14 protein-coding genes are annotated in these 15,284 nt (G+C 53.3%); 2 read left to right on the forward strand and 12 right to left on the reverse strand.

Annotated features, from left to right (window positions below; all coding sequences use genetic code 11):
* Positions 1–410: 410 nt before the first annotated feature.
* The 12 genes from F3H12_RS06635 to F3H12_RS06690 form a co-directional block, all read right to left on the reverse strand.
* A complete protein-coding gene (locus F3H12_RS06635; RefSeq protein ID WP_149678558.1) occupies positions 411–1,754 on the reverse strand; it encodes a hypothetical protein in 1,344 nt (447 codons plus the stop codon).
* A 101-nt stretch (positions 1,755–1,855) separates the two neighbouring features.
* A complete protein-coding gene (locus F3H12_RS06640) occupies positions 1,856–2,533 on the reverse strand; it encodes a V-type ATP synthase subunit D (RefSeq protein ID WP_149678559.1) in 678 nt (225 codons plus the stop codon).
* Positions 2,534–2,536: 3 nt separating this feature from the next.
* Positions 2,537–3,934 (reverse strand): V-type ATP synthase subunit B, encoded by a 1,398-nt coding sequence (locus F3H12_RS06645; RefSeq protein ID WP_149678560.1) that lies wholly within the window; start codon positions 3,932–3,934, stop codon positions 2,537–2,539.
* A gap of 1 nt (position 3,935) precedes the next feature.
* Positions 3,936–5,723 (reverse strand): V-type ATP synthase subunit A, encoded by a 1,788-nt coding sequence (locus F3H12_RS06650; RefSeq protein WP_479694070.1) that lies wholly within the window; start codon positions 5,721–5,723, stop codon positions 3,936–3,938.
* Positions 5,724–5,799: 76 nt separating this feature from the next.
* Entirely contained in the window at positions 5,800–6,117 is a 318-nt protein-coding gene (locus F3H12_RS06655; protein WP_149678562.1) for a V-type ATP synthase subunit F, read from the reverse strand.
* Positions 6,110–7,123, reverse strand: a complete 1,014-nt coding sequence (locus F3H12_RS06660; RefSeq protein ID WP_149678563.1) for a V-type ATPase subunit — start codon at positions 7,121–7,123, stop codon at positions 6,110–6,112. Before F3H12_RS06660 ends, F3H12_RS06655 begins: the two co-directional genes overlap by 8 nt.
* 26 nt (positions 7,124–7,149) lie before the next feature.
* Positions 7,150–7,752, reverse strand: coding sequence for a V-type ATP synthase subunit E (locus tag F3H12_RS06665; RefSeq protein ID WP_149678564.1), 603 nt, complete (start codon positions 7,750–7,752; stop codon positions 7,150–7,152).
* Between the two features lie 102 nt (positions 7,753–7,854).
* Positions 7,855–8,331: a V-type ATP synthase subunit K gene (locus F3H12_RS06670; protein WP_243133219.1), complete on the reverse strand. Its 477-nt coding sequence runs from the start codon at positions 8,329–8,331 to the stop codon at positions 7,855–7,857.
* The gene (locus tag F3H12_RS06675; protein WP_149678565.1) at positions 8,316–10,277 is read right to left on the reverse strand and encodes a V-type ATP synthase subunit I; all 1,962 of its coding nucleotides are present in this window, start codon (positions 10,275–10,277) and stop codon (positions 8,316–8,318) included. Before F3H12_RS06675 ends, F3H12_RS06670 begins: the two co-directional genes overlap by 16 nt.
* A gap of 1 nt (position 10,278) precedes the next feature.
* Complete coding sequence (locus F3H12_RS06680) at positions 10,279–10,605, reverse strand: hypothetical protein (protein ID WP_149678566.1); 327 nt, start codon at positions 10,603–10,605, stop codon at positions 10,279–10,281.
* Between the two features lie 41 nt (positions 10,606–10,646).
* Positions 10,647–11,840, reverse strand: a complete 1,194-nt coding sequence (locus F3H12_RS06685) for a GGDEF domain-containing protein (protein WP_149678567.1) — start codon at positions 11,838–11,840, stop codon at positions 10,647–10,649.
* A gap of 148 nt (positions 11,841–11,988) precedes the next feature.
* Positions 11,989–12,858, reverse strand: a complete 870-nt coding sequence (locus tag F3H12_RS06690; protein ID WP_149678568.1) for a hypothetical protein — start codon at positions 12,856–12,858, stop codon at positions 11,989–11,991.
* A 161-nt stretch (positions 12,859–13,019) separates the two neighbouring features.
* Here F3H12_RS06690 and F3H12_RS06695 point away from each other — a divergent pair, with 161 nt between their 5' ends.
* Positions 13,020–14,138, forward strand: coding sequence for a hypothetical protein (locus F3H12_RS06695; protein ID WP_149678569.1), 1,119 nt, complete (start codon positions 13,020–13,022; stop codon positions 14,136–14,138).
* A 114-nt stretch (positions 14,139–14,252) separates the two neighbouring features.
* The gene (locus F3H12_RS06700) at positions 14,253–15,236 is read left to right on the forward strand and encodes an alpha/beta fold hydrolase (RefSeq protein WP_188118417.1); all 984 of its coding nucleotides are present in this window, start codon (positions 14,253–14,255) and stop codon (positions 15,234–15,236) included.
* The last annotated feature ends 48 nt before the right edge of the window (positions 15,237–15,284 follow it).

Consider the following 15,284-nt stretch of genomic DNA (forward strand, 5'->3'; position numbering starts at 1 on the left):
GACAAACTAAAAACCGGAATCTATTCGACACAAGGCACAAAGGTGGGTCAATTTTTTTCTGGCTCTGGTGGGTCAAATTAATTCCGGCGTTGACATCTGACATGGTTCGTAACCTCCTTTGGTTGGTTTTTTGTGTAGCAACTTAATTCTACCAAACGGTTACGTCCATGTCATTTTTATTGGACTTCTATGAATTTGCGAAAAATATTATACATTATCTGTCCATATCCAGGAATATGGGGCCGGCACTGGCTTCATCATAGGATAGTGGAGGCGCAATGGCACTTCGGTCGCCATACTTCATGGTGACTTCAGCAGCCACTGGTTTCCAGGATGTACCGTCATGTTTTAGATAAAAGTTTGCCCAGGCCACGTCTATATACAGTTCGCCTATATCCTCCGGCCGGATTTCATATACAGGCGGTCCGTAATAGTATTCGCCAGCTTTCTTTTGGATTGTAGTGGTAAGCCGGATAACCCTTTGCCCTTGCCATTCGGCAGGCCGCCACCCGGTTTACCAGCTTGAATCGGTTGTTCTCGGGATCTTCCGGGGACAATCTGTCCGGCAGGGTACAGGAAGCCCTGATGCTTTCATCAATGGAAACGGTAAGCTCCTTCCCCTCCAACGACCAGGAGATGCGGCCGGTCTGCTCATGGATATGCAGGGGCAAAAACAGCTCAACCAGCTTGCCTTCTTTTACGGTATACAGTTTTTGCTCGTTGGGACAGGAGATATAGATCTCGTCCCGTCCGTCCCCGGAAAGGTCCACGAGTTCCCATTCACCGACATCCCACATTTCCGGCATGGCATTCAGATAAGTGCCTTTTGCCCGGTTTTCGATATAAATGCCGTTCAGGATCCCGTACTTATAGAGGATAGCCGTTTCGGGACCATCTTCCTCCAGGATATCCCCCTGCTTCTTCTCATTTTTGGATGGATAATATTCAAAATCACCAAGACAGATGCTGCTGACCTTCCCTTTTTCTTTCTCGCAGAGGATCAGGCCAAAGTCATAGATATACAAGGTCTTATAGGGGGTTTGCTTTACGGTATACAGATCGCCAAAGCGTGAGAGCAGGGCGCTGGTTGACAGATCCTTCTCTTCAAGCCCGATGATGCTGAAAAAGGCATACCCGTTTTCGGCCGGATTCGGGATGGCGGGAATCCCGTCATCCATGAGGGTATAAAACACCCGGGCATCGTCACTGTAATAAATGCTCCGGCTGCAGGTTGTCACGAGCTTTTCCCCGTCATAGACATCGACTGCAAAAAGACCTTCCCTGCTGCCTAAAAAGAATTGGTCAGGGGATTCAATGATATACAGGTCGCTCAGATCCTCAAGTACACAGGAAGAACCCAGCTCCACGAATTTCTTGTCCTTCCACCGGGCGAACTGTCCGATCTCTGTTTTCAGATGATAGGTGAGCGGCCTTCCTTTCATACTGCCCATGACCACTTCGATCTTTCCTTTGCGGGGACCATGCTCCTGGTACCCCTTCAGCCAGTTGATCCGGACTTCCAGGGATGGCTGATCCGTTGGATCTCCCGTATCATCTGTCCCATTCATTGGGGGTTGTATGGGCCCTTTCCCGTCGCCCGAAGGTGTATCGGCGTCTCCCTGCTCCGGATCCTGTGTTTGTTCAACAGCTGTTATCCCGGTGTCACCCGGATCAGGCATGCTGTTCTGACGTGAACAAGAGACCATGGCCAGGCTCATCGCAAGGGCCATGAATATGCAGAGGATTCTTTTCATTTACTTCACAACCTATATCAGTGGATTTGACGCATCCAGGCAAAATTGCGAGGATAAACAATATGGCGGCGAAATTCGCCGCCTTCAAACAGCTTTATGGGCTATTCCTGCAAAAGCCCATCCCTTTGCAGGCGCTGCTGCCTGGCCTGCTCCAGCATCATGTCCTTCACCTTCATCAGGCGGGTCAGGTTGCCGCGCTCGTTTTCGTCCAGCTTCATGACGATGTACTTGATGGTCTCCTCCAGGTTGGGAATGAGCACGTATTCCAGCGCGTTAACCCGGCGCCTGGTCTTTTCGATTTCATCGGCCAGGAGCTGAGCGGATTTTTCCAGTTCGGCCAGCCTGAGCATATGGGGAAGCGCCTCGGACAGGGCCTGGATGGCGCCGTCCAGCTCACCGGAAGTATTGGCAAAGCCGTAGGGGAAGATATCCTCCTCGCCGGAGCCCTCGGTGGTGAACTCCAGCACTGGGACATCCACGCTCATGATGTTCCGGGTGGATGTTTTCAGGGATACCTTTTGCTTGGGGAACATGAGCGCTTCTTCCAGCATCTCACTGCTCATGAGGGCACGGGCCAGGATGAAGCGGGAATGGACATCCATGAGGAGTTTCTCCACGATCTCCCGCTCCTTGCGGTTCTCCCGGACGATATCCAGGAACTTCTTCATGAGCTCATCCCGCTTGTCCTTCAGAAGCTTGTGCCCGCGCCGGGCTGTCCTGAGCCTTCTTTTCAGGTTGGTCAGCACCATGCGGGTGGGATTGACATTAAGCCTGGCCATGGCTTAACCCTCCAAATCCTGAAGCTCATCCTTCCTGGGATGATACTTCTTGATATATTCTGTCTTGATACGCTTCAGTTCGGATACAGGAAGGATGTCCAGGAGCTCCCAGCCCAGCTCCAGGGTTTCGATGATGGACCGGTCGGTGTTGTAGCCCTGGGATACATAGCGCCTCTCAAACTCATCCGCAAACTTGGCATACAATTTGTCCACATCGGTCAGTGCCGCCTCACCCAGAATGGATGCCAGTTCCTTGGCTTCCTTGCCCCGGGCATAGGCAGCGAACAGCTGGTTCATGGTGTTGGCATGATCCTCGCGCGTCTTTCCGGCGCCGATACCCTTATCCTTCAGTCGGGAAAGGGAAGGCAACACGTCGATGGGCGGGGTCAGGCCCTTCTTGTGTAGCTCGCGGCTCAGGATGATCTGCCCTTCGGTGATGTATCCTGTCAGGTCGGGAATGGGATGGGTCTTGTCATCCTCGGGCATGGTCAGAATCGGTATCAGCGTAATGGAGCCTTCCTTGCCCCGCATCCGGCCGGCTCTTTCATAGAGCGTTGCCAGGTCAGTGTAGAGGTAACCCGGATAGCCGCGGCGTCCGGGCACTTCCTTACGGGCGGCCGACACCTCGCGGAGAGCTTCGGCGTAGTTGGTGATATCGGTGATGATAACCAGTACATGCATGTTCTGTTCAAAGGCCAGGTATTCTGCAGCTGTCAGGGCCATACGGGGCGTTGCAATACGCTCAACGGCCGGGTCGTTGGCCAGGTTCATGAACAGGACCGCGCGGTCGATGGCCCCAGTCTTTCTGAAGTCCGTGATGAAGAAGTCGGCCTCTTCAAAGGTGATACCCACGGCAGCGAAGACAACGGCAAATTTGCCCTCGGATCCCAAAACCTTGGCCTGGCGTGCAATCTGGGCAGCCAGCTGGGCATGGGGCAGACCTGAACCTGAGAAGATGGGAAGCTTCTGTCCCCTAACCAGGGTATTGAGGCCGTCGATGGCCGAGATACCGGTCTGGATGAACTCATTGGGATAGTCACGGGCTGCCGGGTTCATGGGAAGGCCATTGATGTCCAGCCTCTTCTCGGGAATGATCGGCGGACCGCCGTCGATGGGATTGCCCAGTCCGTCAAAAACACGGCCCAGGATATCGGGGGATACGGCAAGCTCCAGGCTTCTTCCCAAAAAACGCACCTTGCTGGTGGCGATGTTGATACCCGCAGCGTTTTCGAAAAGCTGAACCAGCGCGTTGCTGCCGTCCACTTCCAGCACCTTGCAGCGCCGGATCTCGCCGTTGGCCAGTTCTATCTCACCCAGTTCGTTGTAGGTTACACCTTCAACATTTCTCACCAGCATCAGAGGGCCGGCGACTTCCGCAATGGAACGATATTCCTTCAGCATATCAGTTATCCTCCTTCGCCGTCAGCGCGTCCATCTGGGTCTCCAGGTCCTTCTCCATTTCGTCGTAGACCTGGCTGACCTTGTCTTCCGGAACGAATTTGGCTCTGCCAATCCTCTCCCTGACGGGCAGGTTGAAAATCTCGCTGATACCCGCACCGGCCCTGACCGCATCACGGGCTTTGTAGTAGAAGCCCATGATCAGCCTGAGCATGCGGTACTGCTTGTTCAACGTCGCATAGGTATCCACATCGTTGAAGGCATCCTGCTGCAGGTAGTCCTCCCTGATGGACCGGGCAGCCTCCAGGGTTACCCTGTCCATGGGTGAAAGGGCGTCCACGCCTACCAGCTGGACGATTTCCTGGAGCTCCGCTTCTTCCTGCAGGATGCGCATCATGTCACCGGTCAACCTGACCCAGTCCCTGGACACGTTTTCAGTGTACCAGTCACGGAGCCTTTCTTCGTAGAGCGAATAGCTGACCAGCCAGTTGATGGCCGGGAAGTGACGCCTGTAGGACAGGCTGTAGTCGAGTCCCCAGAACACCTTGACGATTCTCAGGGTTGCCTGGGAAACAGGTTCGGAAATATCGCCGCCCGGCGGAGAAACGGCGCCGATGGCACTCAGGGAACCGATGCGCTCTTGGGAGCCAAGGGTCCTGACCTTACCAGCCCGTTCATAGAACTGGGCCAGTCGTGATGAAAGATAAGCCGGATAGCCTTCTTCGCCGGGCATTTCCTCCAGGCGGCCCGACATCTCGCGGAGAGCCTCGGCCCAGCGGGATGTGGAGTCGGCCATCAGGGCCACGTTATAGCCCATATCCCTGAAATATTCGGCTATGGTGATGCCCGTATAGATGGACGCTTCACGGGCGGCAACCGGCATGTCCGACGTATTGGCAATGAGAACGGTCCTCTTCATGAGGGATTTGCCGGTCCGGGGATCCTTCAGTTCCGGGAATTCCATCAGAACGTCGGTCATCTCATTGCCGCGCTCACCGCATCCGATGTATACCACAAGGTCTGCGGCCGCCCATTTTGCCAGCTGATGCTGAACGACGGTTTTTCCGCTTCCGAAGGGACCCGGTATGGCGGCCACGCCGCCCAGCGCTATCGGGAAGAGCGTATCGATGATGCGTTGTCCGGTGATCAGCGGCTCGTCAAGGGGCAGCTTCTCCTTATAAGGGCGTCCCTGGCGAACCGGCCATTTCTGCATCAGGGTGAGGGCATGGACCTTTGTGGCACCGGTAGCATCTTTGGTTTCCACCCGGGCTACGGTCTCCTCAACGGTATAATCGCCTTCGGAGATTTCTATGAGGGTGCCTTCTATGCCATAGGGAACCATGATCCGGTGCTCGAAAACCTCGTTTTCCTGCACAACGCCGATGATGTCGCCGGCCCGCACATAGTCCCCGGTCTTGGCCCGGGGGACAAAATGCCATTTTCTGCTCCGGTCCAATGCCGGTATGGAAACACCCCTGGTGATATTGCCGCCGGTTTGCTGGCGCATGGCTTCCAGAGGTCTTTGGATACCATCAAAAATATTTTCTATCAGGCCGGGCCCCAGTTCCACGCTGAGAGGCGCCATGGTGGATACCACTGGAGCCCCCGGGCCAAGACCCGATGTTTCCTCATAAACCTGTATGGAGGCCCTGTCTTCATGAATTTCCAGGATCTCGCCGATCAGATTCTCTTTTCCGACGCGCACCACGTCAAACATGTTGCTGTTCCGCATGCCTTCCGCGACGACCAGCGGACCTGAAACCTTCACTATTCTGCCCTCGTTCAATACTATCCCTCGCTTTCAATACCTTCGTCCCTTTCCGGATGCCAGGAAACGCCTGGCTGCTCTCCGGTAAAACCTGCATGATTTATTCATTGAAAAGGATATCCGCTCCGACAGCCTTTTCCACACTCTTTTTCACTGAGCTCATCCCTATTCCCAGGGAGCCCTGGCTTCCGGGAATGGGGATGATGGCAGGAAAACGGCTGAAGCGGAAACGCTCGACATCTTCCGGTATCATGGCCGCGAACTGCTCGGTGATATAGATCACGGCATATCCGTTCTCGGCCAGTTCTTTAAGCCTTTCGGAAGCCTCCTCACGGGAGATGACCGGATACACATCAAATCCCACGGCCTTAAACCCCAGAACACTGTCCCTTTCGCCTATCACGCCAACCTTATGCATAAGCTCTCAACCTTTCCCGAATGACTGCATTGGAAATGCCGTTAATCTTGCCGGTGAGTATCAGTCTGACATTCCTGACCTCCGCCTCTTTGTAAAACAGCCAGGCGATAACCGGCTCCACGCCCATGGCGATATACCTGCTCTTCCTGATAAAACGCATCAGGTGCTCATCCAGGACTTTTTCCATGCCGGATATCCCTTCCCCATTTTTGAAGGCCTCTGACAGCCCGTTGGCCAGTTCCGCAAGAGCGGTAAAACGAAGGGCTTCAAAAAGCTGGTCCAACGGTTTATCGGAAAGATCCATGCAGAACTTCCTGCTGATTTTGCTGCCCTCAAGAAGGGCTTTCGCCAGAAAATCCCTGGACCGGCCCAAAAGTTTCGCGCGAATAAAAACTCTGAGGTTTGCCAGGTCATGGATCAAAGCCACCAGTTCGCTGATATAAGGGCTGCCCAACGCCTGGGCATCCTTTTCCATGTTTTCATACATGGCCCGATCCAGGATGAAATCGATCATTTGCGGATCTGATGTGCGGCCATAGGCCTCGATGCATTCCAGGACGGCCTTTCCAAAAATCTCGGGAAGGTCGGCCAGGTCCCTGTCCACAATCATCCTGCGGAGGCGGGACGGCTCGACTGTGCCTGAACCGGCATATACCCCTGGTTCCTCCAGGCCCAGGTACATGCCCTTCAGGATCAGCTTCGCGTTGAGGTAATCGTTGCGGCGCATGAACAGGGTAACAACCAGCGGGTCGGGCAGTATTTCCCTGAGCAGGGCATATGTTTTTTCCAGTTCATCGGAAAGCAGTTTCTCCGATACCTGGACCGCGGGCTGAGCCGTATCGGTGCTGCCCATCCCATAGCCCTGCTCCACCAGCATTTTGACGACGTCTTCCGCAGTTGCCGCATCCAGCATCCGCTCGTATTGCTGGGGTGTGATCAGTTTATTTTCCATAGCACGTATACGCGCCGTGGCATATGCGTAATCCTCGTCCAATATCCGTGCCATACTTACTCCTTATCGTCTTGGCTCATTTATTCCTTGAACAGAATCGAAGCAACTTCAGCTTCCAGCTGGGGTCTTGCCATATTGAAGATCAGCTCAAGGGTGCTGTTAATCTCCATATCCCCGTACTTTAAGACAAACCCGCCCTGGTTGGGAATAGTTTGCCCGGAAAGGGTCAACACCGCGGCTTTTCCTTCCGCCCTGAGCGTTTGATTGATTTCTTCCACAAACCGGGCGCCCAGCCTCGACCGGTCGTTTTCATTGAAAAGGATCTCGCCCTCTCCTTCACGGACCGATTCAAGGATAAATCGCTTCAGAAACCGGCCATATTCCTCCGCCGGCAAATGAAGCGTCTTTTCAAAGGCAGCCCTGAACGCCGCATCCACCATGTCCTGCCGGACCTTGAGCATGCGTTTTCTTTCCTCCAGGCTGGATACAGCGGCCATTCTCTTTTTCAGGTCGGCGGCTTCAGCCTCGGCAGCCTGCCTGACTTTTTCGGTTTCTTCCTTCACCTGCTTTACGGCCTCGGCGATAATCCTTTCCGCTTCCTGCTTCGCCCGGCTTATGTTCTCCTCGGCTGCTTTCCTGGCATCATCAAGGATTTTGGCTTTGATTCTGTCAATTCCAGTCATCTGAATTCCCCTTTGTTACCTGCCTGAGCCACTTAATAAAAGAGCATCAGGCGTCTGCATTCATCCGCCGGATATTCCTCCGGCGCATCCTGTCGGCTGTCCTTATGCCGGTACTTTGCCAAGAATGAAGAAGGAAGCCGCAAAACTGAAAATGGCGAACAACTCAACGTTGATGGCAAAAATCATGGCATGACCGAATGACTCCGGACGCTTGGCAATCAGGTTGATGCCTGCTGCAGCCACCTTGCCCTGGTAAACGCCGGAGAGGAATCCAACGATGCCAACAGGGAGGCCTGCCATCAGCAGCATGGTTGCCTGTTCAAGCGTGATATCCGCCGTCACCCTGCCAAGTATCAGGATGGCAATAACCAGTCCATAAATGGCCTGCGTACTGGGAAGGGCCTGCAGGATCATGGCATAAGCAAATTTCCCCGGATCTTCGGCAACCACACCGGCAGCCGCCTGACCGGCAATACCCACGCCTTTGGAAGAACCGAGCGCAGCCACGAAGAAGGCGATGGCCGCACCCAACAAGGCATACGCAGTCGGTGAAAAGAACAGTGTCATATTTGTGTCCATAGTGTTTCTTCCTCCTGTCTGACCATAATGTATCGCGTTTTTGCTTTCAAAGGATGGAAGGGCTCGCCTCCACCCTCAAGAAACTTGGAGAAGTATTCCAGGTACTGGAGGCGGCAGGAATGGACGAACCCGCCCAAAATGGACATGGCAAAGTTAATTGCGTGGCCAATGCCCAAAAGCAGAAGACCTCCAGTAAGCTTGAACAGGATACTGCCTCCGCCGGCCATACCGTTGATCAGTCCGGCAAGGATGCCGCCGGAAAGGGCAAGCGCCATCAGGCGCATATAGGAAAGAACATCGCCCAAAAACCCTATGATGTCATAGAGTTTTGGCAAACCGCCAAAAAGTTTGCCAAAGATGGTGGGCTTGTTTCTTCCGGCTGTTAAGACCGTCAGGACAATACCTGCCAGCAAAACATAAACCCCGTAGGATGAAACCCTGGCGGCCATACCGGGATCAATGCCGGGCACATTGGGCATAACGGCCATGGCAAACCCGGTATACATGATCACGGGAAACAGAACATCAAAGATCACTTCAAGATATTGCCCATGCCGCATGAGGTTTAATGCCTTCATGGTATGCCCTGCGTAAAGGTGGATGATACCGAAAAGCAGGCTGAACGCCATGAGCTTCTCGGTGCCCCCTTCCGCACTGGGATTGAACCACAGGGCATATTGGCCCAGGGATTCTATGCCGAAATAGCCACCGAACATGACACCCCAGAAGAGGGTGGCAAGGCCTCCGAAGAAGACAAGCTTCATAAACCGCCTTGTGCCTTCTTCCATCCGGAAAAGCCTGAGGGCAAGCCCTCCGGCCAGGGCCAGAATCAGCCCATAACCTGCGTCGGCCACTATCATACCAAAGAAGAAGATGAAAAAGAACATGGTGGTGGGACTGGGATCGATCTCCCGGCTGCTGGGTACGCCGTACATGCCAACAACCGGCGAGATAGCCTCCGTAACAGGCCCATTCTGCAACAATACCGGCGTTTCCTCATCGGGATCCGGCTCGGTAATCTGGACGGAACACAGGAAATCCTGCTCAAGCCGACTTTTCAGTTTTTCGGAAACTTCGGCGGGCAGCCATCCTTTCAGCAGGAAAACCGAGCGCGTGGTAAGCAGCTTTCCGACCGCGTCAACGCGATCCCTTTCCATCAGGATGGCATCATGGAGCGTCTCTATCTTTTCCCTGTCCTTCGCCAGGTCCTTAATCCGGCTGATGGTCACCTCACGCTCTTTGGAGAGATCATCGAGGGTCTTCAGAATCCTTTCCCGGTTCTCCTTCGGGGTGCCCTGCATCCCCTTGAAGCTGATTCGGTTGAAACCCATATCCTTCAAGAGGGAAAAGGCTTCCTGCTCCCTGGCCTTATGAACGAACACCACGACATAATGGTGATCGCTGTCGCTGCCCGAACGCACCAGCGCAACTTCACCAACCTGATCGCCGAGGTTTTTCTCAAGTTCATCCAGGTCAACGCTCTTCGGAAGATTTCCCAGGGCTACTGCTGTGTTTTGGGTGTGCGTGATCTCCAGCGGCAGACCGAGATCCATCCATACTTCCAGGGATGCCAGAAGGGCGCGCTGGCGGTTTTCCTCGCTCTTAATGGCTGCAATACGGCTTTCACAGGCGTTGATGACCTTTGCCTGTTCCATGATCGCATCGGATGATGCCAGCACCGATTGGAATTCATTCTGGCTGATGACCCTTCTTGCGGAGAACAAGGGCTTCCTGACAGGAGCATATCGTCCTGCTATTTCAAGGGATGCGGACAATTCGCCGAGCATATGCTCCAACCGGACAAGTTCTGAACGGTTTTCCGGTATGCCGACCCCCGGGATGTCCTCCAGGTTGCTTTCGCTGATCTGGACCACGCCCATTTTCATCAGCGCGTCCAACAACCGGGCCCGTTCCTTCTCCAGGCCCAGTACGGTGATTTTGTTCATCCTAACGACTGCCACTTGAGCCCACAATCCTTCCCAAAATGAATTGTACCGCTGTGTCCAGTTGCTGTTCAGCACTGCGCGCGAGCTCCAGGGCGGCCTTTTCCACGGCCTCCTCCCTGGCCTTGAGTTCCTGCTCCATTTCCTGGCGGGCACGCCTGAGCGTTTCGGCCCTCAGGGCTTCGCTTTCGGTTCTTCCCTTTTCAAGGATGGCCGCGGCATCCTGCCTGGCCCTGGCAACCAGCTCACGGGCCTCCTTTTTGGAATTTTCCTCGATTCGCGCAGCTTCCTTCTCCGTATCAATAATTTGGTTTAAAAGTGCTTCAGACAAGCCATTCACATCCTTGAATTTTTTGTCTAATATGTTTTTCCCTAATTCGACCAGATTGAAACACGGTTTCTCCCATTGCTTTTTGACCGATAAAGCGCTTCATCGGCTCTCTTGACTACATCCATGGGAGTTTTGAGGTTCTCTGTTTTTTCTGCAACACCTATGCTGACCGTGATATTGAGCTGCCCCCTTCCCGCGCTGCTGCCGGTGATGACCTCCGGCTTCTTCTTCGGTCGGTCCTCCGCCCTGAGGATGAACGGGCGCCGTTCAACGGCTTTTCTGACGCGTTCAAGGACGGGTACAACTTCGTCCAGTTCCTGTCCCGGAAAGATGATGGCGAATTCCTCACCGCCGTAACGGAATGTCCTGGCCCGGTAGGACAGCTTTTTGAGGATGGAAGACACCATTTTCAGCACCTCGTCGCCAACATCATGGCCATAGGTGTCGTTCACCCGCTTGAAATGATCAATGTCCACCATAGCGATGCAGTATTGCCTGCCCAGCTTGGCAAGTTCCTGCTCAAAGGCTCTCCTTGAGAGTACCCCCGTAAGCGTATCATAAAAAGCCAGGGAATACGAGACCTCAAATAATGCCGAAACCACAATAATAAAGACTGAACTGGTAAATATGGCAAGGGTAACAGGTCTGTGGGCAAAATGGAGCGATATGTATGTGGCGAGCAGTATTGAAATGAATACCATATAGACATATTGGATTTTCAGGATGTAATTGAGCATCAGAAACCCGATGGCAAGGACATAGAGCACGATGGCAGGGGCCGGTATGGGCATGGTCTGATCCGGATTCACCAGGCCTACGCTTGTGTCATTGGACTTTCCCAGCACATTGATTAAGACCCAAACGAACTGTATGCCGATAATGATCGCCTTGTTGGCACCGTAACTGGTGATGATGCCCCTTTCATGGATGAAGGCCAGCCAGATCATGTTGATGGGAATCAGGATGCTGATCTCGGTGACGGCTTCAACCAGCATGGCTTCCCGGGCAGCGGCAATATTGAGCATGATGTAGGCGATCAGCATGAAGACCGTCAGGAAGAAAAAGCGGCTGTTTTTATACCAGACGCTCATGAACAGGGCCATGAAGGCAATCATAAAGGGGAGAACAACAATAACCGCATGAACGGCGTCGTTAAAAGACGCAGCCTGTGAGACTGTGATCCATGCCAGCAAAATCACTGCAAAAGGAATCAGCGCCGTCATGAATTTTCTCATAAAACCGTCGTTCCTCTCCCCGGGGATCTTGTTCTTGATGCTTGTCCGCGCTCAGGTTAAAAGACAGGAGCAAATAATTCCATATATCTATATATTATCTATATCGTTCAATTTAGGCAAATAAAAAAGGAGGACATTTCAGTCCCCCTTACCGCTTTTTGTTCTTGTTGTCTTCTTCCAGTTCTTCTTCGGCAGGGAAATCGAACTTCTGCGGCGGGAAGAACTGGTCCAGCGGGAACTCTATGGAGTCAAAGATCTCGCAAGGCTCCTCGTTGGTGGAGGCAACGCATTCCTTGTTCGGATAGCAGAAGTTGAAGGCCGGGATCAGGAGCTGCACCAGGCGGACGAGTTTGATGATGGAGAACAGCCCGAGCGTGACAACCACCCTTCTCTGCGGGATGATGATGCCTTCGGGATTGCAGTTGTCCTCATCGTCGCCGTGACGGTGATGATGGTGCACCCTCTTAATCCTTGTATTCAGCACCAGAGGCTCAGCAACCTCAACCTTGACATTGGGCAGGTTATCCTGCTCGACAAGGGAGCCGCCACAGGCATCCGTGCAGGATTCGCCATAGAGCGGTGCGTTGGACGCTGGATCCTTGCTCTTGAAAATCTTGATCTTACCTTCAGAACCGAAGAGGATAACTGTTTTCTCGAACCCCACAAAGCCAACCTTGGGGCACGAAGAAACCAGGTTCCCGTTCATGTCCTTGTAGCAGAACTCTACCATGACCTTTATCTGGTAGCGTACATTGACTGTGTAATAACCTCTTTTGAACGGTACGGGCTCCAGATCCGCGAATACGGCTACGACCTCGGCATCCTTTGTTTTTACCTTTACCGCATTATTGATGAGGTCCTGGACATTTTCGGTAAAATCTACAACCGCATCTTCAATGCAGTCTTTCTCGCGGCAATTGTCATATACTTTTTCCACGTGGACGCAAACGGCTTCACGGAGTTTGCATATGTCTTCGCCGCAGATAAGTCCGGGAACGATTTGGTCTTTGCAACTCATTGCATCGGTCCTCCATTCAAAATATTAGCCTTCACATTGACATAATATGCCCTTGGGTTGTTTTGGTGACTGCTCGGCATAATCGGCCAGGGACATAAATAAATATTCATATAAGTATATGAGGAAAATTACCCGTTAAATGCTTTAGGGGGTTGTCCAATGTGCCGTATTCCGAAGGCCTGCGCCATGTTGTAAAAAACAGTATGGGCATCACATACTGCATCTGGTATAAAAACGGTCTTTTTATGAGCATGCTGGAAGGCGATAACCACTGGGGACCGCCCTTCCTCCTGTCGGAGAACGCCACCCCCGATTTCTCGGTCTCCATCGATTCGGATGACACCATCAGGGCGTCCTTTGTGGACTATGCGGGAAGGCTGCTGTTCATCCAGGCCTGCGAGGAGCGCAGGGAACCTGTTGTTCTCCTGGAAAGCCGGATTGTGGGCAGTTCCCCCTATCATGTGGTCCTCTCGGAAACCAGGAATGCCACCAATGTTTTTTATGTGGTCAGCCACAACCGCAAGCAGCTCCTGACCTACCAGCGCGTGGAAAGCGGCATGATTTCCATGCCCGAAGTGGAAGGCGTCATCGCAAAGGATTGCAAAAATTACGCTGTCTGCACCGACGGCTCCTCCATCCATCTCTTTTTCCTGACCGAGATACAGGATGTGAACCTCATCGTCCACAGGCGTATCAACGCGGACGGAAAGGCCATGAAGCCCAACAGCGCACCCTATCCTCACAAGATGTCTAAAAGGCTGCAGGCCGTAACCGCCAAAGACAAGCCCATTTACGTCCTGCTGTCCAACGAGGAGGACAACGACAGCACCCTCCTGTACAGGTTCGACCAGGAGACCAGTAAGTTCAGCAAAGGCCTGGAAGTCTTTGGCCCGACTGCGCCCAGGGGATTTGACTGCCTGATCATGGTGGACAACTACCCCTCCGTGGTGCGAACCTGTAAAAACCATATCCTGCTGGCCAGGGTGGATCCGGAAGCCTCATCGGTGCTGGCGGAGACCAGGTTTGACCTTGCCGCGTCCAATCCACCCCTGAGATGTCGGTACCTGTCCAATTACAAGGATGATCTCAATTTCGCCTGCGCCGATCTGCCCATCATTTTCGGCAGCGGCCTTCGTTTTCCTGTCGATTGGAGGACCTATGCAGGCGGCAGATTTGAAAAGCCCGCCGATGAAAAGGACCAGCTCCACAGCCGTATCAGGGAGCTTGAAGGGCGCGTTGCATTCCTGGAAAACACGCTTCGTGAAATGCTTCGGCCATAATTCCGTCGCCTTCCCGCTGCCATTTGCCGACTGTGCGTATTGATGACGTCATGCCGGTATGTTAGCATTATTAAGGAAGACCGTAAACGCATTACTGGCAGAGGAGCAGCTATTATGGGACCGATCTTGTTGATCTGTTTGGGCGGAATCCTGATTGCCCTGGTCGTTTACATAGGCATCAGCCGGGCGATCAACCAAAGGTGGCTGATGTCCCCCCCAAGCGAGGGCAAATTTCTTGACAGCGGCGGGAAAAGGCTTTTCTATCGCTCAAAAGGGAAAGGTGATCCTGCTGTCATCATTCTCCATAACAGCGGAAGAACCTCCATGGAATGGTGGGCAGTCCAGAATGAAATCCAGCATGCCAGGGTCATCACCTTTGAAAGGCCCGGCTACGGCTGGAGTTCAAAATCCCAGGCTACAGGACTGGCTTCCGACATATCCGACATCATCGACAGCATTATCCGGTTTGAACGCATCAAGAAGCCCATTATCCTCGTTGCGGACGGTCTGGCTTCCATTTATGCCCATCATTATGCCTGCACCAGGCCTGACCAGATCGCCGGTGCGGTTTTCGTCAACCCTGTTCCGGTGGATTACAGGCATTGGAATGCCTCTCTCAGCGATCTGGAAGACTATAAAAAGCCGGAGACAGTCGCCAGAAAACGCATGTTCCTTTCCGCATCAGGCCTCTTTCGCACCCTTTCTCCCTACAGACGCCAGTTCACCCGTTTCAGGCACGGAAAGCTGATTGCGGAATTCTACAACTCCCCGACGGCATATGCCGCTTCGATAATCGAACAGCAGATGGTGGAGAAATGCATGGATGAAATCAGACAAGCCGGCAGCTTTCCCAACATTCCCCTTACCATCCTGTTCTCCAGCGAGGAAACCCTCATCCGGGAGTGGGTCAGGAACGGAACTTCCGATTATACGGCACGCAACGCGGGACGCATATACCGGATACTGTCCATGGACAACCTTTACCTGACTCCCAGGTCCAGGATGGTCGAGCTTCAGAGCGGCCTCGACCTGATCCACATGGAAGAGCCCAAGGCCATTGCCGCCCATATCAACGAGATGATCAGGGAACTTCACTGATAAGAACGCAATGGAAGCGTGAGAAGGATATGCGCAACCTCTGAAATA

It is taken from the genome of Thermoclostridium caenicola, from assembly GCF_900142095.1.
GTDB lineage: Bacteria > Bacillota > Clostridia > DSM-8532 > DSM-8532 > Thermoclostridium_A > Thermoclostridium_A caenicola.

Bases quoted from the DNA above. Each gene is read 5' to 3' on its own strand.
- F3H12_RS06635 (WP_149678558.1), bottom strand. From the start codon at position 1,754: ATGAAAAGAATCCTCTGCATATTCATGGCCCTTGCGATGAGCCTGGCC.
- F3H12_RS06640 (WP_149678559.1), bottom strand. From the start codon at position 2,533: ATGGCCAGGCTTAATGTCAATCCCACCCGCATGGTGCTGACCAACCTG.
- F3H12_RS06645 (WP_149678560.1), bottom strand. From the start codon at position 3,934: ATGCTGAAGGAATATCGTTCCATTGCGGAAGTCGCCGGCCCTCTGATG.
- F3H12_RS06655 (WP_149678562.1), bottom strand. From the start codon at position 6,117: ATGCATAAGGTTGGCGTGATAGGCGAAAGGGACAGTGTTCTGGGGTTT.
- F3H12_RS06660 (WP_149678563.1), bottom strand. From the start codon at position 7,123: ATGGCACGGATATTGGACGAGGATTACGCATATGCCACGGCGCGTATA.
- F3H12_RS06665 (WP_149678564.1), bottom strand. From the start codon at position 7,752: ATGACTGGAATTGACAGAATCAAAGCCAAAATCCTTGATGATGCCAGG.
- F3H12_RS06670 (WP_243133219.1), bottom strand. From the start codon at position 8,331: ATGGACACAAATATGACACTGTTCTTTTCACCGACTGCGTATGCCTTG.
- F3H12_RS06675 (WP_149678565.1), bottom strand. From the start codon at position 10,277: ATGAACAAAATCACCGTACTGGGCCTGGAGAAGGAACGGGCCCGGTTG.
- F3H12_RS06685 (WP_149678567.1), bottom strand. From the start codon at position 11,840: ATGAGAAAATTCATGACGGCGCTGATTCCTTTTGCAGTGATTTTGCTG.
- F3H12_RS06690 (WP_149678568.1), bottom strand. From the start codon at position 12,858: ATGAGTTGCAAAGACCAAATCGTTCCCGGACTTATCTGCGGCGAAGAC.
- F3H12_RS06700 (WP_188118417.1), top strand. From the start codon at position 14,253: ATGGGACCGATCTTGTTGATCTGTTTGGGCGGAATCCTGATTGCCCTG.